At 62.0% G+C, this 20,819-nt stretch carries 22 protein-coding genes; 7 read left to right on the top strand and 15 right to left on the bottom strand.

Annotation, left to right across the window (positions count from 1 at the left end; all coding sequences use genetic code 11):
- Positions 1-34 precede the first annotated feature (34 nt).
- Entirely contained in the window at positions 35-1,009 is a 975-nt protein-coding gene (locus ACMUVN_RS09840; RefSeq protein ID WP_047614656.1) for a substrate-binding domain-containing protein, read from the bottom strand.
- Positions 1,010-1,175: 166 nt separating this feature from the next.
- On the opposite strand from ACMUVN_RS09840, the gene ACMUVN_RS09845 reads away from it, so the two are divergent.
- A complete protein-coding gene (locus ACMUVN_RS09845; protein WP_047612244.1) occupies positions 1,176-2,210 on the top strand; it encodes a LacI family DNA-binding transcriptional regulator in 1,035 nt (344 codons plus the stop codon).
- Between the two features lie 86 nt (positions 2,211-2,296).
- On the opposite strand, the gene ACMUVN_RS09850 is transcribed toward ACMUVN_RS09845, so the two are convergent.
- The 6 genes from ACMUVN_RS09850 to ACMUVN_RS09875 all read right to left on the bottom strand — a co-directional run bounded on the left by ACMUVN_RS09850 (position 2,297) and on the right by ACMUVN_RS09875 (position 6,923).
- The gene (locus tag ACMUVN_RS09850; protein WP_028755774.1) at positions 2,297-2,971 is read right to left on the bottom strand and encodes a 4-carboxy-4-hydroxy-2-oxoadipate aldolase/oxaloacetate decarboxylase; all 675 of its coding nucleotides are present in this window, start codon (positions 2,969-2,971) and stop codon (positions 2,297-2,299) included.
- 84 nt (positions 2,972-3,055) lie between these two features.
- Positions 3,056-3,892 (bottom strand): ABC transporter substrate-binding protein, encoded by an 837-nt coding sequence (locus tag ACMUVN_RS09855; RefSeq protein ID WP_028755773.1) that lies wholly within the window; start codon positions 3,890-3,892, stop codon positions 3,056-3,058.
- A gap of 31 nt (positions 3,893-3,923) precedes the next feature.
- Positions 3,924-4,688, bottom strand: coding sequence for an amino acid ABC transporter ATP-binding protein (locus ACMUVN_RS09860; RefSeq protein ID WP_028755772.1), 765 nt, complete (start codon positions 4,686-4,688; stop codon positions 3,924-3,926).
- Positions 4,685-5,443 (bottom strand): amino acid ABC transporter permease, encoded by a 759-nt coding sequence (locus tag ACMUVN_RS09865; protein WP_028755771.1) that lies wholly within the window; start codon positions 5,441-5,443, stop codon positions 4,685-4,687. Before ACMUVN_RS09865 ends, ACMUVN_RS09860 begins: the two co-directional genes overlap by 4 nt.
- A complete protein-coding gene (locus ACMUVN_RS09870) occupies positions 5,440-6,147 on the bottom strand; it encodes an amino acid ABC transporter permease (protein WP_028759094.1) in 708 nt (235 codons plus the stop codon). The genes ACMUVN_RS09865 and ACMUVN_RS09870 overlap by 4 nt, the downstream gene beginning before the upstream one ends.
- Positions 6,144-6,923: an SDR family oxidoreductase gene (locus ACMUVN_RS09875; RefSeq protein WP_028759095.1), complete on the bottom strand. Its 780-nt coding sequence runs from the start codon at positions 6,921-6,923 to the stop codon at positions 6,144-6,146. Before ACMUVN_RS09875 ends, ACMUVN_RS09870 begins: the two co-directional genes overlap by 4 nt.
- A gap of 182 nt (positions 6,924-7,105) precedes the next feature.
- Between ACMUVN_RS09875 and nac the strand changes: the two genes are divergently transcribed.
- Positions 7,106-8,065, top strand: a complete 960-nt coding sequence (nac, locus tag ACMUVN_RS09880) for a nitrogen assimilation transcriptional regulator NAC (RefSeq protein WP_028759096.1) — start codon at positions 7,106-7,108, stop codon at positions 8,063-8,065.
- 11 nt (positions 8,066-8,076) lie between these two features.
- On the opposite strand, the gene ACMUVN_RS09885 is transcribed toward nac, so the two are convergent.
- The 8 genes from ACMUVN_RS09885 to ACMUVN_RS09920 form a co-directional block, all read right to left on the bottom strand.
- Positions 8,077-9,279, bottom strand: coding sequence for a pyridoxal phosphate-dependent aminotransferase (locus tag ACMUVN_RS09885; RefSeq protein WP_047613394.1), 1,203 nt, complete (start codon positions 9,277-9,279; stop codon positions 8,077-8,079).
- Positions 9,280-9,340: 61 nt separating this feature from the next.
- The gene (locus tag ACMUVN_RS09890) at positions 9,341-10,108 is read right to left on the bottom strand and encodes a 5-oxoprolinase subunit PxpA (protein WP_028758231.1); all 768 of its coding nucleotides are present in this window, start codon (positions 10,106-10,108) and stop codon (positions 9,341-9,343) included.
- A gap of 37 nt (positions 10,109-10,145) precedes the next feature.
- Positions 10,146-11,141, bottom strand: coding sequence for a biotin-dependent carboxyltransferase family protein (locus ACMUVN_RS09895; RefSeq protein WP_047614663.1), 996 nt, complete (start codon positions 11,139-11,141; stop codon positions 10,146-10,148).
- Entirely contained in the window at positions 11,138-11,845 is a 708-nt protein-coding gene (pxpB, locus tag ACMUVN_RS09900; protein WP_047612255.1) for a 5-oxoprolinase subunit PxpB, read from the bottom strand. Before pxpB ends, ACMUVN_RS09895 begins: the two co-directional genes overlap by 4 nt.
- Positions 11,842-12,267 (bottom strand): acetyl-CoA carboxylase biotin carboxyl carrier protein, encoded by a 426-nt coding sequence (locus ACMUVN_RS09905; RefSeq protein WP_047613396.1) that lies wholly within the window; start codon positions 12,265-12,267, stop codon positions 11,842-11,844. Before ACMUVN_RS09905 ends, pxpB begins: the two co-directional genes overlap by 4 nt.
- Positions 12,264-13,649, bottom strand: a complete 1,386-nt coding sequence (locus tag ACMUVN_RS09910) for an acetyl/propionyl/methylcrotonyl-CoA carboxylase subunit alpha (protein ID WP_047612257.1) — start codon at positions 13,647-13,649, stop codon at positions 12,264-12,266. Before ACMUVN_RS09910 ends, ACMUVN_RS09905 begins: the two co-directional genes overlap by 4 nt.
- Entirely contained in the window at positions 13,649-14,080 is a 432-nt protein-coding gene (locus ACMUVN_RS09915) for an acetyl-CoA carboxylase biotin carboxyl carrier protein (protein WP_047612258.1), read from the bottom strand. Before ACMUVN_RS09915 ends, ACMUVN_RS09910 begins: the two co-directional genes overlap by 1 nt.
- A 171-nt stretch (positions 14,081-14,251) precedes the next feature.
- Positions 14,252-15,346, bottom strand: a complete 1,095-nt coding sequence (locus tag ACMUVN_RS09920; protein ID WP_063475821.1) for a LacI family DNA-binding transcriptional regulator — start codon at positions 15,344-15,346, stop codon at positions 14,252-14,254.
- Positions 15,347-15,568: 222 nt separating this feature from the next.
- On the opposite strand from ACMUVN_RS09920, the gene ACMUVN_RS09925 reads away from it, so the two are divergent.
- The 5 genes from ACMUVN_RS09925 to ACMUVN_RS09945 all read left to right on the top strand — a co-directional run bounded on the left by ACMUVN_RS09925 (position 15,569) and on the right by ACMUVN_RS09945 (position 20,777).
- Positions 15,569-16,522, top strand: a complete 954-nt coding sequence (locus ACMUVN_RS09925; protein ID WP_414815074.1) for a sugar phosphate isomerase/epimerase family protein — start codon at positions 15,569-15,571, stop codon at positions 16,520-16,522.
- 58 nt (positions 16,523-16,580) lie between these two features.
- Positions 16,581-17,813, top strand: coding sequence for an ABC transporter substrate-binding protein (locus ACMUVN_RS09930; protein ID WP_028758237.1), 1,233 nt, complete (start codon positions 16,581-16,583; stop codon positions 17,811-17,813).
- A gap of 102 nt (positions 17,814-17,915) precedes the next feature.
- On the top strand, positions 17,916-18,803 hold the full coding sequence (locus ACMUVN_RS09935; protein ID WP_028756035.1) for a carbohydrate ABC transporter permease: 888 nt from the start codon (positions 17,916-17,918) through the stop codon (positions 18,801-18,803).
- Positions 18,803-19,687, top strand: a complete 885-nt coding sequence (locus ACMUVN_RS09940) for a carbohydrate ABC transporter permease (RefSeq protein WP_028756034.1) — start codon at positions 18,803-18,805, stop codon at positions 19,685-19,687. The genes ACMUVN_RS09935 and ACMUVN_RS09940 overlap by 1 nt, the downstream gene beginning before the upstream one ends.
- Positions 19,688-19,694: 7 nt before the next feature.
- Positions 19,695-20,777: an ABC transporter ATP-binding protein gene (locus tag ACMUVN_RS09945; protein WP_414815075.1), complete on the top strand. Its 1,083-nt coding sequence runs from the start codon at positions 19,695-19,697 to the stop codon at positions 20,775-20,777.
- The last annotated feature ends 42 nt before the right edge of the window (positions 20,778-20,819 follow it).

Consider the following 20,819-nt stretch of genomic DNA (forward strand, 5'->3'; position numbering starts at 1 on the left):
GGATTTTCCGCGGGCCGGAGCCCGTTTCGAACGATCAGCGAGCGCCTTCCTTGACGCCGGCCAGGGTGGCGTCGATGTTCGCCGCATCGACGATGCCCGGGCCGGTCAGCACCGGTGCGGTCGGCAGGTTGGTGCCGTAGTCGATATGCGCGGCGAGAAGCGAAACCCCCAGCAGCGACTGCAGGTAAGGCTGCTGGTCGATCGCAAAAGTCTGCGAACCGTCCTTGATGCGGGCAAGCCCCGAGGCATTGAGGTCGAAGGTGCCATGCGCGACCTTGCCGACTTTGTTGGCCTGAACGATCCCGCTCGCAGCCGCATCAGCGTCGGAAGCCCCAACATTGAGGACGCCGTCGATGGTGTCGTCCTGGAGCAGTGTCGCCTTGACGGCCTCGGCGATCGCCGTCTGATCGCCGAAGCTGGTCGCCGGCAACGGCAGTTGCTTGCCAGTGCCGCCCTTTCCGGTGATGCCGTCGATGACACCCTTGCAACGGGCCTCCTGGTTTGCCGCACCCGGGAGCGTATTGACGCAAATGACATTTTTCGCACCCTTGGACGCGAAATATTCGCCGCCTGCCTTGCCGGCGGTGTATTCATCCGAGCCGACATAGTTGATCGCGCCAAGCTCGCGAGCCTTGTCGATGTTGCCGGCATTCATGAGGATGACTTTGATGCCCGCAGCGACGGCAGCCTTGATGGCCTCGTCTTCGGCCTCGGGCACCCAGTCGGGCACCACGATGCCGGTCACGCCCTGGCTGATGGCCGTGCGGACGAGCTGTGCGGCGTCAGGCCCGAGATTGTCGTAGGTCTGCAGCTGCAGATAGCTGACGGAGCCACCGTTCTTCTCGACGACGAGCCGGGCGTCGTCGACGCCCTTCTTGATGCGGCTCCAGAATTCGTCGTCGGTCTTGCCGCCGACGACGGCAATATTCGCGGCCAGGACAGAAGAAGCGCCAAGAACGAAAACAGCGCCAGCCAGCAGCCCGCGTACGGCGCGCATTGAAAAACTCATGTGATTTCCTCCCAAAAAGGCGGTCGAGAGTAACAATTCCTCAAAGCAAGGCTCCCAACTCGCTGGAATATTTGTATCAACTGCTATCTGAAAATGGAATGTCTATTGCGTTTTTGTGAAATTAATATATCATTTCGTTTCATCCAAGAATGGAACGAAATATATCATGAAGAGACCGACCATTGCCGATCTTGCCCAGGCCTCCGGCGTCAGCATCGCCACGGTCAACCGTATCCTCGGAGGGACCGGCGCAGTGCGTGCGGAAACGATCGAGAGGGTGCAAAATGCCGCGGAAGAGATTGGATTTTATGGCCGCGGCGTGATCGAGGACCGCCGGCAGCGGCTGCTGCCGAATTATCGTTTCGGCTTTCTTCTCCAGCAGTCGAGCCGCGAGCTTTACCGGCTCTTCGGCTCCAAGATCACGGAGGCCGCCGCGAGACGCCAGCACGAGAAAATCGTGGCAGTGGTCGATTTCGTCGACGTCCTCGAGCCACAAAATATCGCAGATCGGCTCGAAGCGCTCGGAAAACGCTGTGATGCAGTTGCTGTCATTGCGGGTGACCACCCGTTAATCGGGCAGACCATCCAATCCCTCAAGGAAAGGGGAAAGCCGGTTGTTGCCTATATAACCGATCAGTCCGCCAGGGATCGCGCCGGCTTCGTCGGCACCGACAATTGGAAACTCGGGCGGACCGCCGCATGGTTTCTGGCTCAGACCACGCCGATGCCCGGCCGGATCGCCGTGTTCATCGGCAATCATCGTTATCAGTGCCAGGATGTCTCCGATGCGAGCTTTCGATCCTATATGCGCGAGCACGCGCCCCATCTTCAGGTCGATGACAGCAGACCGACACATGAGGAGCCGCAGGAAGCCTACCGGATCGTGAGCCAGCTGCTTTCCGAACTCGATGACCTCAGAGGCATTTTCATCGTTGGAGGGGGAATTTCCGGGGTGCTGCGTGCTCTTCGCGAAGCCCCTGCCGAAAAACGGGATCAGGTCAGGGTCGTCTGCCGCGACATCGGCCCGGAAACGCGCAAGGGCCTGACGGAAGGCCTGATCATGGCGGCCTTGTGCCATCCCTTGGATCAGATATCAGACGAATTGATTGCCACGATGATCGCAGCGCTCGAACACCGCGACAGTACAACCATCCTTCAGCGCGTGGTTCCCTTTGAAACGATCACGCCCGAAAGTGTCTGAACCGTTCTAGTTTTGCATAAGGCGGCTGGCCGAAAAGACCAGCCGCCCTATAAGGTGGCAGGGCTGATAGCTATTGCGCTGTCGCGTCAGATGTCGACGACGAGGCCCTTGGCTTTCAGCACCGGTTCGAGATTGCTGACCTCGATGACCGATTTACCCTGCTTATATGCCGCGATATAGCCGGCCTCGGCATCTTCGCGGGCCTGTGACAGCCTGGCGACTTCCTGCGCTTCCTGGCGACGCACGATCACCAGACCGTCGGCATCGCCGGCGATGATGTCGCCGGGATGGATGATTTCGCCGCCGACGATGATCGTGTCGTTCACCGCCGCGATGGTTTCCTTCACTGTTCCTTTGATGCAGACGCTGAGTGAGAAGACCGGGAAGCCAAGCTCCCTCAGTTGAAGCGTGTCGCGCACGCCGGTGTCGGTCACGAGACCACCGATGCCCTTTGCCAGGCAGGCGTTGGCGAGGACATCGCCGAAGGATCCGGCCTCTTCATATTCGCCCGCCGAGACGACGATGATATCGCCCGGCTTTGCGTAATTGATGGCAAGCTGCAGCATGATGTTGTCACGCGGCGCGCATTTCACCGTAAAGGCCGGACCGCAGAGTTTCATGCGGTAGTCGACGGGCTTCAGGCGGGAGGAAAGGGCTCCGCGGCGCCCTTGGGCTTCGTGGATCGTCGCGGGCGAAAACTTGGAAACGGCGTCGATATCGGCTTTGCTTGGCCGTTCGGCAATATCTTTAATATGGATCATGGATGCCTCCCTTCGTTGGCCGACGGCGGGCATGTCCCGCCGTCTGATTTCGTTTGGATATCGTCATCGGACGATGCCGAGGTCTTAAGGGATCGGGTCGAACTTCAGTTCGGAGAGCGATACGACCTTGTCGGTGCGCTTCATCTTGTATTCGGTATCCGGGCCGAGCCACTTGTCCCAGATCTTGTTGATCTCGCCCGATGTGTCGAGCTTGCGGAGGATCTCGTTGATCTTGGCGGTCAGCGCCGGCTGATCCTTGGCCATGCCGATGCCGATCGGCTGGTAGAGCATCGGCTCCTCGATCATCCGCATCGGCTTGCCCTTGCTCTTCGATTCATTGACGAATTTGGTGGTCGTCATGGTGTTGGCCACCATGCCGCGGGCCTTGCCCTGCTGGACGGCGAGATAGGCAGAGGCGGTATCCTGGAAGGTCAGCGGGTCGGATTTGTTGAGCTTGATCGACATTTCCGACGTCGAGCCCTTGGTCGAAGCGATGCGCTGGCCGGCGAAATCGGCCTTCGTCTTGCCGGCATCGTCCGCCGGCACGATCAGCATTTCCTTGGCGAGATAATAGGGATCGCTGAACTGGATCTGCTCGGCGCGGCTGAGCGTATAGGCAAGGTTGGCAACGGTGATGTCGACGCGGCCGAGCTTGACCTCGGGCACACGCGCCTCGACCGAAACCGGCTTGATTTCAGCCTTGACGCCCAGTTCTTTGGCGATGGCGCCGCAGAGGTCGACGTCGAAACCGGCCATTTCGCGGGTCTTCGGATCGGGCGAGGCGAAGGGAGGAACGTCGGCGAATGTCGCGCAGCGCAAGGTTTTCGCCGAGATGATGTTGTCGAGCTGATCGGCTTTCGCGGGCACGGCGGCCGCCATGCCGGCAAATGCGACGGTGAGGGTTAGGCATTTCCAGTTCATTGCTGTTCTCCTTTGTTTTTGGTGGTTGGTATCAATGCCTGAGATCAGCGAGAAAACGCTGAGCCCGGGGATGGCGTGGATTGTTGAAGAATTCTTCGGGTGTCGCCATTTCGATGATCTGGCCGGCATCGATGAACCAGATCCGATCCGCGACGTCGCGCGCGAAACCCATTTCATGGGTGACGCAGAGCATGGTCATGCCTTCGGACGCCAGGCTCTTCATGACGGCGAGCACTTCGCCGACCATTTCAGGATCGAGTGCGCTGGTCGGCTCGTCGAACAGCATGACCGGCGGTTCCATGGCAAGGGCGCGAGCGATCGCCACCCGCTGCTGCTGGCCGCCCGACAGCTGGCCGGGATAGGCCCGGGCCTTGTCGGCAAGACCGACCCGATCGAGAAGCTTGAGCGCCTTCTCCTCGGCGACGTCGGGCGCCACGCCTTTCACCCGGATCGGCGACATCGACACGTTTTCGACCACCGAAAGATGCGGAAACAGGTTGAAGTTCTGAAACACAAAGCCGATCCGGCTGCGCAGCGCGTTGAGTTCCTTTGCCCGCATGGCGGCGTGAATGTTTTGCCCGTCGAGCGTGATCGAGCCGCTGTTGATCTCTTCGAGGCGATTGATCGTGCGGATCAGCGTCGATTTCCCCGAGCCGGACGGTCCGCAGATGACCACGACCTCGCCGCGCGCCACCTGCGCATCGATATCCTTGAGGACCGGATAGTCGCCGTAGCTCTTGCAGACCTGGGAAAGCCGGATCGTCTGCTGTTCCTGTGCTGGGACTGTCATGGTCATAGCTGCTCCGAGATGATTTTCGACGGTGCGACCAGGGAGGCGGCGGGAAGGCCGGAAAGTCCCGCACGCCGCCGCGTGATGCGCCGCTCGAGGCGATTTGCGAAGTGGGTGAGCGTCCAGCAGATGGCGAAGTAGACGATCGCCAGGATGAGGAAGACCTGGAAAGGCTGCGTCAGCAGCTGGTTGTTGACCTGGCTTGCGGCAAAGGTCAGGTCCGGCACGTTGATCACGTAGCCGAGCGTCGTGTCCTTGATCGTCGAGACGAAGGTGGAGATGATGCTCGGGATCATGTTGTAGAGCGCCTGCGGCAGGATGATGAAGCGCATTGCACCGATATAGCTGTGGCCAAGCGCACGCCCCGCATCCATCTGGCCCGGTCCGAGCGCGACGATGCCGGCACGGACCACTTCGCTCAGGAACGCGCTTTGATAGACAACGAGCGTCGTCAACATCGTGACGAAGCTCGGCACATCGGCGCCGGTCATGAGCGGAACCAGGAAATAGCTCCACAGGATGAGCATTAACAGCGGCACGCCCCGGGTGAAATAGACGAGTGCCGTGACCGGCCAGCGCAGCAGCGCCGACTTGGAGAGCCGCGCCAATGCGAAGAGGATGCTGACCGGAAAGGCGAGAGCGATGCTGAGCGCCGACAGGATCAGCGTGTTGGCGAGCCCGCCGAGCGGTCCGTTCGGATATTGGCCGATCAAGAGCAGCAGCCAGTAGTCCCGGACGATGGCGATCATGTCGTGGATCATGCGCGCGCACTCCTGGCAGGATCGGTGCGCATCGATACATAGGCGCCGATGCTCATGATCACGAGCGAGAAGAAAAGGTAGAGAACCGTGCCGATCAGGTAGATCTCGAAGGTCCGGAAGCTGAGGTTCTCGATTTCCTTGACGGCATGCGTCAGTTCCGAGGCCCCGATGACGACGGCCAGACTGCTGTTCTTGAACAGGGAAACGCTGTGATTGATGAGCGGCGGCAATGCGTTGCGCACGCCCTGCGGCATGATGACGAAACGCATCGCCGAGATATAACCGTGGCCGAGGGCGCGGGCCGCCTGCATCTGGCCGGGGCTGACCGAGCGCACGCCCGACCGAAGATCCTCGCTGAAATAAGCCGCCTGGCAGAGGCCGAGCCCGATCACCGCGAAAATGGCCTCGGCATTATGGATGGCGAGCCACGACGACACCCCGCTTGGCATCAGGGTGAAAATCCCGAAATACCACAGCATGAGCTGAACCAGGGTGGGGACGTTGCGGTGATAGGAAACGTAAGCAGCAACTAACGGATCGCCAAAGCGAAAGGGCGACAAACGCAACGCCAAGAGCAGAAGCGCCAGCGCCATCGCCATCGACCAGGAGCCGGCATAGATGATGAAGGTCATCTCGATGCCATGCAGCAGCATGGCGGTATATTCCGGATTTGCCAGGATTGCCGAAAGGTCGAAACCGCTCACGGATTTGGCTCCCCGGATTGAGCCGTCTTTGCCGGAGTCTGGGGCTTTGCCGTCTGCAGGCCACCCATGACCTGCAGTGTCGGCGTGATCTCCATGTGTCCGATGTTGACGGCGACGGGGGCTGCGATGGCGAAGGCAATCGCGTCTGCTATATCGGCTGCCTGCGGCAGTTCGAAGCCGTCGATGAACCGTTCGCGGATGCTCGGGTCATCGCCGTGGACGTGATTGAAAATATCCGTGGCGACCCGGCCGGGGCAGATTTCCGTGACCCGCACCCGCTTGCCGAAGGCGTCGATGCGCAGCTGGTTGGACAGCATGCTCACCCCTGCCTTGGTGGCGTGATAGGACGAGTTGCCACCGAAATTATAGGCGCCGGCGATCGACGAGATGTTGATGACATGCCCGCGATCCCGCGCCACCATGCCGGGCACGACCAGGCGGCAGAGATGCAGGACTGCGCGGAGATTGACGTCGACGATGAGATCGATATCGCCCTCTTCGGCTTCCAGGAACTTCTTCGGCCGATCGACGCCGGCATTGTTGACGAGAATATCGAACTCCACCCGGCGGGTGAGCTCGGCCATGGCCTGACGGTCGGTCACATCGATGACATGGGCGATGCAGCCCGTGCGTGCGGCCAGCTGCTGCAGCGCGTCGGCGCTGCGGGCTATGGCATGGACCTCGATGTTCTCCCGGCGGAGCCGCTCAACCACGGCTGCGCCGATACCGGAGGATGCGCCGGTCACCAGTGCGGTCTTGTAGTCGGAGAATGGCATTGTCGTTCCCTTGTTGTTGATCGAGACAGTAGCGAAGCTTTAACCCCTTGCCTAAGACCGATTATCTCTGGAGCAATAAGCAACGGTTATGGAGGCGAGACGGCTGCCGAAGAAGAGAAACAGGTGATGTCGGCATCACCGGTCCCTCGGGCTGTCAGCGACCGTGTCGCGTTGCAAAAGCATTGCGCGTCTGCAAACATGTAAGCCACGCACATCAGAACGGTACCCCGATCCTCATGGACATCAGACGCCTCAAATCTTTCATCGTGATCGTCGACAGCGGCAGCATCACGCGAGCGGCGGATCTTTTGCACATTGCCCAACCCGCCCTCAGCCAGCAGCTTGCGGCACTGGAGGAACATTTCGGCCACAAGCTGCTGATCCGCAGCCAGCAGGGCGTCAGCATGACCGATGCGGGGCATGCGGTGTATCGCCATGCGCAGATCATCCTTCGGCAGATGGAGCAGGCGCAAGCGGATGCGTCGGCAGCCGGCAATTCGCTTGCCGGGCGCGTCTCCGTCGGTCTCGTGCCGTTCAGCAGTGCCGCCACGCTATCGGTCGACCTCCTGGCGGAGACCCGTAAACGCCATCCCGGCATCCTGCTGCATCTGACCGAAAGCGTCGGGCAGACCTATAGCCAGATGATCATGAACGGCCGGCTGGAGATGGCGCTTCTCCACGGAACCGGACCGATCAAGGGCGTCCGGTTCGAACCGATCCTTAGCGAAGAGTTTTTTCTTGTCGCGCATCGTGACTTTGCGATCGAAGCGGATGCGAAACCCGTTCCGGTCAATGCGCTCGACGGAATACCGCTGCTGTTGCCGCCGGCCTATAATTTCGTCCGCCGCGCAGTCGACACCGCCTTCACGCGCACCCGCACCAATCTGAAGGTTGTGGCCGAAGTCGAAATCGTCCGCACGCTGGCCCGCGCGGTCGGCAGCGGCCTCGGCGCGACGATCATGCCGAAAGCCATTGCCGATCGTATCGTGTCGGAATCGAGCGAGCCGCTGATCTGCCGGCTCGTCTCACCACGGATCGAGGAAACTCTGTCGCTATGCGTTTCCGACCAGAATCCCCTGTCGGAACCGGCCCTTGCCGTCCGCGACATCCTTCTCGAGCTGACGGCACGGCTGAAAGTCTGAGGAGGCTACGCTCAGCGCATATCCCTGCAGAACTGAGCTATGCGCGCGCAGCCTTCGCCGAGCTTTTCCATGCTGGTCGCATAGGAAATACGGAAGAAGGGGCTCATTCCGTAAGCCGCCCCTTGCACGGTCGCGACATGATGCTCTTCGACGAGTGCCATGACGAAATCGACGTCGGTCTCGATCTTTCGCCCGCCCTTGCTGGTCTTGCCGATCAGCCCGGAGATATTGGGGTAGATGTAGAAGGCGCCTTCGGGCCGATGGCACCGCAGCCCTTCCACCTCAGACAATCTGTCGAGGACGAAGTCGCGTCTTTCCTTGTAGATCGCGGCACGCTCCTTCAAGAGATCCTGAGGACCATCAAGCGCCGCGGTCGCCGCGGCCTGCGTCAGCGTCGCGATACCGCCGCCATTCTGGCCGTTGACGTTGCTGACGGCGGAGATCAGGTCTTTCGGCCCGGCGCAGAAGCCGAGCCGCCAGCCTGTCATCGCGTAAGCCTTGGAGACGCCGTTCATCGTTAAAACGCGCTGATAGAGCCTGGGCTCGACTTCGGCGATCGTGCAGAACTGGAAGTCGTCATAGACCAGGTGTTCGTAGATGTCGTCGGTCATGATCCAGACGTTGGGATGGCGCAGCATGACCTCGGCGATGGCGGCCATCTCCGCACGGGAGCAGGCCGCGCCGGTGGGATTGTTCGGGAAATTCAGGAAGAGCCATTTGGTGCGCGGCGTGATCGCCGCCTCCAGATCCTCCGGACGCAGCTTGAAGCCGGCCTGCTCGTAGCAGGGGACCGGAACCGGGACGCCGCCGGCGAATTTGACGATATCGGCATAGCTGACCCAGGAGGGCGTGGGAATAACGACCTCGTCGCCCGGATTGCAGGTGGCCAGCATGGCATTGAAGATCACCTGCTTGCCGCCGCCGGAGACGACGATCTGGCTGGCATCGTAGTCGAGATTATTGTCGCGTTTGAACTTCCGGATGATGGCGGCCTTCAGCGCCGGCGTGCCGTCCATCGGCGGATATTTCGTATCGCCGGCAAGAGCTGCCGCATGGGCCGCTTCGATTGCGTGCGCCGGGGTGGGGAAATCCGGCTCGCCGGATGACAGGCTGACGACCTTGATGCCCTTGGCGGCAAGTTCCCTGGCGCGCTGGGTCATGGCGGCGGATGCGGAGATGGAGACGTTTTTCAGGCGGTCAGCGATGACGGACATCGACATGGTCCTTCGATGAGAGATGGGAACGGGAGACCGCCCGCAGGCGATCGGGATTGCGTCAGTCGGCGAGTTCGGCGGCGGGCGCGAGCGCGGCACCTGTGGCTTCGATCTCGCCGCGCACGATGCCGGCAAGTTCCAGGGCGCCCGGCGTGTCGCTGTGGACGAGAATGGAGCGGGCCGGCATGGCGATTACGGCTCCGTCGATCGTCTGAACGGTTCCGTCGAGCAGGAATTGTCGGACACGCGCACGTACGGCGGCTTCATCCTTAATGACGGCCCCAGGCAGCCCGCGCGCGACGAGTTTCCCGCCGGCGTCATAGGCCCGGTCGGCGAGGAAAAGCGCCAGCGTCTTCAAACGCGCGCGTTTCGCCGCCCGCTGTATCTCGCTGCCATGGGTGACGAAGACGACGAGACCGGCATCGACCGTGGCGATTGCATCCATCATCAGGTCGGCTAGCACAGGATCGCGATTGACCATATTGCCCATCGCCGCGTGGAAGCTGATATGGGAGACCGTGACACCCTCGGCTTTGGCGATCGCCATCAGTGCGCCGAGCTGATAGAGCATCTGCTGGCGAAGCTCGTCTGCCGGAAACGGTATTTCGCGCCGGCCGAAGCCGAGCCGATCAGGCAAACCGGGATGCGCGCCGATGCCGACGCCGTTCAGCTTCGCGAGCCGGACCATGCGCCCCATGATCTCGGGGTCGCCGCCGTGGAAACCGCAGGCGATGTTGGCCGACGAGACGAGTTTCATCATCGCTTCGTCGTCGCACAGCCGGTAGGGGCCAAATCCTTCGCCCATGTCGGAATTCAGATCGATCTTCATCGGTTCCTCCTTTTGACGGCCTTTTGGGAGGCACCCATTAGGCCATCGCCTTCAGGGCGCGCTTGACCATCCGGCATGTCTGCCTGACATCCTCGACATAGCGGGCGACTGCCTGTTCCACCCTGCGCGCCTCCGCATGCGTCGAGCGAACGAAGCTCAGGCGGGCCCCGATGCGGGCTTGGCCGAGCCGCCAGAGATCGCATTCGATCACGCCGGCGATCTTCGGATAGCCGCCGGCGGTGTTCGCATCGCTCATCTGCACGATCGGTTCGCCACCGGGCGGAACCTGGATCACGCCGGGCACGACGCCGTGGGAGCGCATCTCGATGGACGCCGTCGGCTTGATCGGTTCGCCGGACAGGCGATAGCCCGTCCGGTCGCTGCGAGAGGAAATCCTCCAGGTCTGGCTCCAGAAGGCTTCGCCATCTCCGGCGAAAAGATCGTGCTCGCCGGCCGGCAGCGCGCGGATCGGCAATGCGCCGTCGACAGGTGCGGGGAAGACATCGCGCAGTGCCACGGCCGGTTCGACGACGGCGAGACCCGAGGCCGGCAGCATGGTGATCTCGGCATCCTCGCCGACCGCGATCCGATCGCCCTTCGCCAGAGGCCGGCCGGCATTGCCACCGAAACCACCGCGCAGCGACGTGCTGCGCGAACCCATGACAACGGGAATATCCAGCCCGCCTCCGAGCGAAATATAGGCACGTGCGAGCCGCGGCGGCTGCTTCAGTTCGAGAACCTCTCCGGGCTCTGCCGTATAGGCGCACCAGCGAAGCAGTTCCGATCCGTTGAGATGAGGATTGCCGTCGGCGCCCGTCACGGCAAAGACCACACGCTGCTCGAAACGCAGGCTGAACGGGAAGGTCTGCACCTCGATCACAGCCGCATTGTCGTCATTGCCGACGAGAATGTTTCCGATCCGGACCGCCAGCGGATCCATGGCGCCGCTCGCCGACACGCCGATGTCGCGATAGCCGGGGCGGCCAAGATCCTGCACCGTGTTGAACGGGCCGCTTTCCAAAATCTCGATCATAATTCGATCCTCGCCGGCAGGAAGCGCACCGTATCGCCCGGCGCCATCGTGGCAGGGCTCAGCGAGGTGGGGTCGAACATCTCAAGCGTGGCAAAGCCGATGGAATTCCAGCCATTCGGACCCGTGAGCATGGCGACGCCGGTCTGCATGCCGCCGATGGTCACGCAGCCCTTCGGCATCTTCAGCGAGGGAACGGTCTTCCGCGGCATGTAGATACGCGGATCGAGGCCATGCAGATAACCGAAACCGGGAGCGCTGCCCAAGGCGAAGACACGGTAGGTCGCTTCATGATGGATGCGCACGACCTCGCGGTCGCTGAGCCCCGAGAGATCGCAAAGGGCTGCAAGATCGGTCGCATGTTCGCCGCCGTAATGGACGGGGATCTCGATGGTCTTGCCGTTGAGATCGATGCTGCGCGCATTCTCCCATGCCTCCAGCAGCCGGGCGACCACCGTATCGGGATCTTCGGGCGTCTCCTTGAAGATCACCAGCAGGTTGGTCATGCCGGGGATGTTTTCCGCAAGGTCCGGCCAGTCCTTCACCGTCTGGGACAGAGCCCAGATCCGCCGCTGCGCGACGAGGTCGAAATCGCCTGGTGCCTCGAGCAGGAAGGATCTGGCACCGATCGAGGAAACTCGCGCCCGGATGTTGGTGGCCGGAACGATCTCACGTTGCGATGCATGTCTGTTCGTCGTGACGATCATGGCTGGAGCTCGATTTCGAACAGAGGATCACCGAAGCCGACCGGCGCGCCGGGTTCTGCGAGCAGCCTGGTCAAAACACCGGAGCGGCCGGCGCGAAGGGGAAGCAGGATATGCCCTACCCCGATGAAGCCGACGATATCCGCATCGGATACGGAGCGCGGCAGTTTTTGCGGCGCGGCGGAGGCGGCCGGATGCTCGACGCAGAAGCGGCCCGCCATCGGCGCCTTTACGACGGCGGATGCTGAGCCGGGAGCGCGTGGCGTCGCTTCACTCGAGCTGACACGGGCGCCGCCTTTTCCGGCGACGACGATACGAAGCTGTCCGCCCGGCCGGGAGATTTCAAGGCCGTCCACGCCGGCGGCCGTCAGCGCCTCGGTGAGCAATGCGATGGTCGCCGGATCGCTGAAATCGATCGCGCTCATGCCGCCCTCCGCAGCTTCAGCCATTGTTCGAGATAGTGAATGTCGGTCTCACCGCGCGCGAATGCGTCGTCCTCGAATAAAACGCGCAGGAAGGGGATATTGGTGGAAATCCCTTCGACCTCGGTGCCGGCAAGCGCTTCGCGCATTCTTGCCATCGCTTCGACCCGCGTCGGCGCATGGACGATCAGCTTGGCGATCAGCGAATCGTAATAGGGCGAAACCTTGTAGCCGGCATGAATATGCGTATCGACACGGATGCCTGGTCCCTCGGGCAAAGCCAGACGGGTGACGACACCCGCCGACGGCAGGAAGGTTTCCGGATCCTCGGCGTTGATGCGGCATTCGAAGGAATGGCCTTCGCATGTCACATCGCCTTGGATGAGATCCAGAACGTGACCCTGAGCCGCCCTGATTTGAGCCTGGACGATATCGACACCGCTCGTCATCTCGGTGACGGGATGTTCGACCTGAAGTCGGGTGTTCATCTCGATGAAATAGAAGGCGCCGTCCTCATAGAGAAATTCGAAAGTTCCGACCCCCCGGTAGCCGATCTGAAGGCAGGCCTGCACGCAGGCCATGCCGACCGGCTGAATGATGTCGGGTGCGATCCCCGGCGCCGGCGCCTCCTCAACCACTTTCTGATGGCGGCGCTGCATCGAGCAATCCCGGTGTCCGAGCCACACGGCATTGCGGTGATCGTCGCAAATGACCTGGATCTCGATGTGGCGCGGATGCTCTAAGAATTTCTCCATGTAGAGGGCGGGGGAGCCGAAGGCCTTGCGAGCCTCTTCCCGCGTCAACGCGATTGCTTCATGCAACATATCGGCCTTTGGCACGACGCGCATGCCGCGTCCGCCGCCACCGCCGGCTGCCTTGATGATAACGGGATATCCGATCTCCAGCGCTGTGCGCTCGATGGTGGCAGGGTCGTCGGGCAGCGCCGTGTCCGGGCCGGGAACGCAGGGTACGCCGGCCGCCATCATCGCCCGCTTTGCCGAGATCTTATCGCCCATGATCGCAATCGATGACGCGGTCGGACCGATGAAAATCAGCCCGGCCTTGTCGACGGCGTCGGCGAAGGCGGCGTTTTCCGACAGAAAACCGTAACCCGGATGGATGGCGCCCGCACCGGCAAGACGCGCCGCCAGAAGGATGGCGTCCTGATTGAGATAGCTCTTGGCGGCGCTCGACGGGCCGATGCAGAGAAAGCTGTCGGCGGTACTGCCGTAAGGCGCTTGCCTATCCGCCTCGGAACAGATGGCGACCGTCTTGAGGCCGAGCTCGCGGCAGGCGCGCTGGATCCGGGCGGCGATCTCGCCGCGATTGGCGATCAGAACGGTATCGAAGCGGCCGGCCGCAGATTGTTCAGGCGTTTCCGGCATCAGCCAATCTCCGCGAGCACGTCGCCGGTCTCGACCTCGCCATTGTCGATATGGGTCAGGTGCGTGATGCGCCCGGACCGCGGCGCGGCGATCGTGTTGAAGACCTTCATCGCTTCGATGATGAAGAGCGTCTGCCCCTCCTCCACCGCGTCACCGATCGCGACGAATGGCGGCTCCCCGGGCGCCGGGGCCTTGTGCAGAACGCCGAAGACGGGCGCCTTCACCGCATAGGAGGTTTTCTCGACGCTCGAAGGCGCTTGGGAGACGGGATTTGTCGTCGATTCCGGCTCCTTCGAGGGCTCGGCAACAGCCTCCTGACCCGGCGACGTGCGGAAAATCCGCACCGTCACGTCCTTTTCCGTCACGGTCAGCTCGCTAATGTTCGATCGTCCGACAAAGTCGATCAGCGTCTTGATCTTCGAGAGGTCCATGTGCGTGCTCGGAATTTCAGAATTCCACCGCGCGGACCTGACATCTCACGTCGCTCGGTGTTGTGATTTTTCGTAGCACGACGTGCAGACTGATGGGGTCAGACGAAGTTTTGATGGAGTGCAATCAGCGCCCGATGGGGCATCTCGCCAGCGAGGCCGGTTTCGTCATCGTCAGCTCTTCGGGGCGGCGATGCTCTCCCGCAGAATAAGCCTGCTGCGGATGACGGTGCGGACCTCCGCCGTCTTTTGCCGCTGGTCAATGGCCGTCTTTTGCCGCTGGTCAATGGCGTCGAGCAGGAGATCGACCGCCGCGCGTCCCATCTCTTCCACCGGCTGCTCGATCGTCGAGAGCGGCGGTGAGGAGAATTCGCAGACGGGCGAGCCGTCGAAGGAGACGACGGACAGATCATCGGGAATGCGCAAGCCCCCCCGCTGGATGCAGCTGACAAATGAGATGGCCATGTCGTCGCTGGTGGCGATCACCGCTGTCGGCTTCTCGGTCAGTTGCGCGAAATCGTCTGCTGCCTGAACGCCGATGTCGAAGCCGCGCTGATAGCCGAGTTCACCGCCCGAGCGGCGCACCAGCTCCTCGGACAGGCCGGCCGCCCCGAGCGCCTCGAGCACGCCGGCATAACGCTCGACATCGTGATAATTGCCTTCGGGCCCGGCGAGATAGAAGAACCGTCGATGGCCCAGCCGGATCAGTTCGGCCGTGACGTCGCGTACCGCCTCGCGGTCGTTGGTAACCACGCTCTGCAGACCGGCATCGCTCATGTCGAGCAGCATCGACACGATCGGCAGGCCGGAGCTCGCCAGCGAGCGTCCGTCCACCTCCGGAAGCTTCGACGACAGGATGATGGCGCCGCGCACGCTGCCGCCGAATGCCAGGTCGAGAATATGCCGTTCGGAAATCTCGTCGCGATCGAGGTTGGCGATCATCAGGTTATAGCCACCCTGGATCAGCGACTTGTTGATGCTCTGCAACACTTGCGGAATGATCTGGGAGACGCCGTAATAGAGCGATCCCGGCAGGATGATCATGATGATGTTGGATTTGCCGACCCTGAGACCGCGCGCCATGGCGTTCGGCGTATAGCCGAGCTGCTTGGCCGCCGCGTTGATCTTGGCGCGCGTCTTTTCGTTGACCCGTCCGGGATTGGCGAGCGCCCGGCTGACCGTCGATATCGCCACACCGGCGAGCCTGGCAACATCGGCCATCAAAGCGCCCGATGGTTCCTCTCCGGCCACATCCTTGTTTTTGTTCATGTTTATTTCATTCTCCCGGATGCTTCGATTTGCAACTCTAGGACAGGCGACGGTTTTTAGCAAACGTTTGCCAAAAACCGCTTGCTTAAAAAACCGGCTTGGCTATTATCTAGTCATGGCAAACGATTGCCATTTCTTAATGCGTTGAAAATCCATGGCTTATTGGATGCGGAACTCTCCTTCCGCACGCGGGTAGGTCATGCCTCGAGAAATGGATAGGTTATGACTTCTGGCGATAGGCTGCGCTTCGGCGTCGATCTCGTGACATTCTTCCATCCCGGCTTCTGGGGCGTCGACAGCCACGATGCGATCGTCGACCATGCACGCGCTAAGCCGCGGGCCTTCTGGGACAAGATCCTCGACAGTGTCCAGGCCTCCGGCGTTACCGGCGTCGAGCTGACCTTTTCTCCCTTCAACTGGCAGGACGCGATCAAGACCTGTGGTTCCGTCGATGCTTTCGCAGCCGAGCTGTCAACACGCGGTCTGACGCTGTGCAGCGGTTTCTTTGCGGAACTTGAGGCGGCCGGCGACTTCGCCGAGCCCGCGGCCCAGCGCGCGCTGATCGACAAGGCGGAACGCTATGCCGACTTCCTGAAAGCCTGCGGCAGCGACATCATGGTGATCGGCGCGCCCTTACGCCAGACGCTCGGCGCCCAGCCGGTGCAGTTCCATGATTTCGACCGCGCCAAGGTGATCGCCGATTTTCTGAACCGGCTCGGCGCGACCCTCCATGCCAAGGGCGTACGGCTTGCGCTGCACACCGAGGCGCACTCGATCTTTGCCGCCGCGCGCGACGTCGATCTGATGATGCTTTTGACCGACCCGGCCTATGTGCACATGTGTCCGGACACCGCCCACATCATCGTTGCCGGCTCCGATCCCGTCCAACTCGTCGATCGCCATCAAGAGCGCATGATCATCGCCCACTGGAAGGATGCGATCGGCCCGATGCCCGCCGACACGCCGATCGACAAGCATATCCATGAACGCCACCAGCCCTATTTCTGCAGCTTCGGCCTCGGACGGGTCGACTGGCCGGCCTGGATCCGGCTGCTGCGCGACCGGGCCTATGAAGGCTGGGCGATCCTCGAACTCGATGCCGCGCCGGATCCCGTCCGCGACATCGCCAACGGGCTCACGCTCGTCCGGCAGGCGCTCCTGCCGATCTATCGCTGACAACAATTCCGACGACAACAAACGCCCCGCAAAGAGGGCATTTTCAAGAGGTGGAACTATGAAGACCATGATGAAGCTTTTTCTTGCCGGCGTGGCATTCGCCGGTCTCATGACCTCGGCGCATGCCGAGGACAAGCCGACGATCGAGATCATGTCGTCCTGGACGTCGGGCGGCGAAGCGGCGGCCCTCAACGTCATCAAGACCGAGTTCGAAAAACGCGGCGGCGTCTGGAAGGATTCCTCGATCGCCGGCTTCGGTGCCGCCGATGCCGCCTTCCAGAACCGCATCGTCGCCGGTGACGCGCCCGGCGCCAAGCAGGGCGTCATCGGGCTGGCTGCCGCCGATTTCATCAACCAGGGCCTGTTCAATCCGATCGACGACGTGGCCGCCGGCGGCAAATGGGCCGACGCCCTGCCGAAATCGATCCATGATCTCATCTCCTATGACGGCAAGGTCTACCTTGCGCCGACCGGTGCCCATGGCGAAAGCTGGCTCTTTTATTCCAAGGAAGCCTTCGGCAAGGCCGGCATCGCGCAAGAGCCCAAGACTTGGGACGAGCTCTTTGCCGATCTCGACAAGCTGAAGGCTGCCGGTATGGTTCCGGTCGCCTGGGGCGGCCAGCCCTGGCAGCAGACCAAGGTCTTCAACATGATCCTGCTCTCGCAGGTCGGCATCGACGGATTCCTGAAGATCTATGTCGACAAGGACAAGAGCCCGGCATCGGTCGAGGGCGTGAAAAAGACCCTTGCAATCCTCGGCAAGCTGCGCGGCTATGTCGACGCGGGTGCCGCCGGCCGCAACTGGAACGACGCGACCGCCATGCTGATCACCGCCAAAGCCGGCGTGCAGTTCATGGGCGACTGGGCCAAAGGCGAATTCACCGTCGCCGGCAAGGAGCCGGGCAAGGACTACGGCTGCATGATCGTTCCGGAGTCGAAGGGCATGGTCTACATCGCCGACGCCCTCTGGTTCCCCAAAACAGGCAAGGCCGAAACCGACAAGGCCCAGAAACTGCTCGCCGAAGTCGTCATGGACCCGACCATCCAGGTCGAATTTGCTCTCAAGAAGGGCTCGGTTCCGATGCGCGCCGACGTCGACAAGTCGAAGCTGGACGCCTGCGCCCAGAAGGGCGTCGAGCTGATGAGCGCCGGCGCCATCGTGCCGGATCAGGCGATCGTGCTGACGCCCCAGCAGGTCGGTGCGCTCGACGATTTCGTCGACGAATATTGGAGCGGCGGCTCGAACGATGCAGGCGCTGCGGCCGAAAACTTCTTCGCCATCTTCGAGTAGGATAGTGACTGTGGCGTCGGTCTGACCCGACGCCACAGCTGCCGGGCGCCGCCTCGCGCGGCGGCGCCAGCCCTGCTTTCCATTCCGTCAACGAGCTGGCCGATGTCCGTCAAACGCAAGCCCAATCTTTCCGCCACCATCGCGCTGCTGCCGACATGGTTCGTTGCGGTCGTGGTCTTCATCGGCACCATGGCCTGGTCGATCCGGCTGTCCTTTACCAATTCGACGCTCTTTCCGTCCTCGAGCTATGTCGGCTTCGCCCAATATTCGAAGCTGTTTTCTTCCGCCAAATGGCTGGCATCGCTGCAAAACGTGTTGATCTTCGGCGTCCTTTACGTCGCAGGCTGTCTGCTGCTCGGCTTCCTGCTGGCCGCAGCACTGGACCGCAAGATCCGTTTCGAAAGCGCCTTTAGGACCATATTCCTCTATCCCTACGCCATGTCCTTCGTGGTGACGGGACTGATCTGGCAATGGATGCTCAATCCGACGCTCGGCATCCAGGCAAGCGTGCGCTCGCTCGGCTGGGAAAGCTTCGTCCTCGACTGGGTGGTCAACCGCGACATGGCGATCTATGCGCTGGTGCTTGCCGGCGTCTGGCAGGGCGCGGGGCTGGTCATGGTCATTGCGCTCGCCGGCATGCGCGGCATCGAGGCCGAGCAGTGGAAGGCGGCGCGGATCGACGGCATTCCCGTCTGGCGGATCTATGTCTCGATCATCCTGCCGCAGCTCGGGCCGGCGCTGGCCGCCGCCGGCATGCTGCTCGCCATGGGCGTGATCAAGACCTATGACATCGTCGTCGCCATGACCAATGGCGGCCCCGGCAATGCGACCGAGGTGCCTGCGAAATTCATCATGGACAATCTGTTCGGACGCCAGAACCTCGGCCTCGCCACAGCCGGCGCGACGGTGCTTGTCCTCGGCGTGATCATCGCCGTCGCCCCATTCCGCTACATCATGCACATGCGCGACAAAGCGAAGGGAGCCGCGTGATGGCCGATCCTCATCCGAACGGGCCGAAACCGGCACGGATCACCGCCGGGCGCATCGGCCTCTATGCCTTCCTCGTCGTCGCCGCACTGTTCTTCCTTCTGCCGCTCTATACCATGGTCGTCACCTCCTTGAAGTCCATGGACGAAATCCGGCTCGGGCAGATCTTTTCCCTGCCGGCGACGCTCGATTTCTCTGCCTGGATGACCGCCTGGTCGGGCGCCTGCATGGGAACCGTCTGCGTCGGCATTCGCAGCGGCTTCTGGAATTCGGTGGCGATCACCCTTCCCTCGGTCGCGCTCTCGGTCTTCATCGGCGCCGTCAACGGTTATGCGCTGTCGCTTTGGCGGCCGCGCGGGGCAAACCTGCTCTTCGGTCTGCTGATGGCCGGCGGCCTCATCCCCTACCAGATCTTCCTCTATCCGATGGTCCGGGCGATGGCGAATATCGATCTCTACAATTCGCTGGCGGGTATCATCCTCGTGCATGTCATCTTCGGCCTGCCGTTGGTGACGCTGCTCTTCCGCAACTATTTCGTCAGCGTGCCGGAAGAGCTCTGCAAGGCGGCGCGCGTCGACGGCGCGGGCTTCTGGCGCATCTTTTTCGAGATCATGCTGCCGATTGCCGTACCGATGGTCGTCGTGGTCTCCATGCTGCAGTTCACCGGCATCTGGAACGACTTCCTGCTCGGTCTCGTCTTTGCCGGGCGCGACAACCTGCCGATGACCGTGCAGCTCAACAATATCGTCAACACCACGATGGGCGAGCGCACCTACAACGTGAACATGGCGGCGACCATCCTCACCGCCATTGTTCCGCTCGCCATCTATTTCCTGTCCGGCCGCTGGTTCGTGCGCGGCATCGCGGCCGGCGCCGTCAAGGGGTAACGCTTCCATGCAATCTGCCGTCTCCGTCAAGGATCTGAAGATCGCCTATGGCGACCATACGGTGATCGAGAAGATGTCGATCGACATCGCGCCACGAGAGTTCCTGGTGCTGCTCGGCCCTTCCGGCTGCGGCAAGTCCACGCTTCTGAATGCTATTGCCGGCCTTCAGGACACTACATCAGGTGAGGTCTGGATCTCCGGCAAGAACGTCAGCTGGGAGGAGCCGAAGGATCGCGGCATCGGCATGGTCTTCCAGTCCTACGCGCTCTATCCCCGCATGTCGGTCCGCAAGAACCTCTCCTTCGGACTTCGCGTCGCCGGCCTGCCGAAGGCCGAGATCGAGGCGCGTGTTGCCCGCACCGCCGCTCTCCTCCACCTCGACAAGTTGCTCGACCGGCGCCCGGCCGCGCTTTCGGGCGGCCAGCGCCAGCGCGTCGCCATCGGCCGGGCGCTGGTGCGCGAAGTCGATGTTTTCCTGTTCGACGAACCGCTGTCGAACCTCGACGCCAAACTGCGCAACGAATTGCGCGTCGAAATCAAGAAATTGCATCAGCGCCTCGGCAACACGATGATCTATGTCACCCACGACCAGGTCGAGGCCCTGACGCTTGCCGACCGCATCGCCATCATGCGCGATGGCGTGATCCAGCAGCTCGCCTCCCCGGCCGAGATCTACCGCCGCCCGGCCAATCTGTTCGTTGCCGGCTTCATCGGTGCTCCGGCGATGAATTTCATCGAGGGTTGGATCGAGCGCAGCGTCGGGGCGCCGGTCTTCCGGGGTAACGGGCTGACCATCGATCTTTCCGGTTATTCTTTCCGTGCCGTCGCGGCGGACGGCCCGGCTACACTCGGCTTTCGCCCGGAACACCTTGTGCTCGATGGGTTCACCAGTGGCCTGCCCACCATTCCCGGCCGCGTTTCTGTGGTCGAGCCGATGGGCCCGGATGCTGTTGTCTGGTTCGACTGGGCAGACCAAAGCCTCTCGCTCCGGCTGATGGGCGACGTGACCCTTGAGCCCGGTGATGCTCTGGCTCCCGGGCTCGATATCGCCAAGGCGTCCCTCTTCGGCGCCGATGGATCGCGGCTGTGATGTGCCGTCCCTTTGTTTTCCCGCAATTCCGGGCGCGTTTCG

It is taken from the genome of Rhizobium sp. IY2, assembly GCF_047532935.1.
Taxonomy (GTDB): Bacteria; Pseudomonadota; Alphaproteobacteria; order Rhizobiales; family Rhizobiaceae; genus Rhizobium; species Rhizobium anhuiense.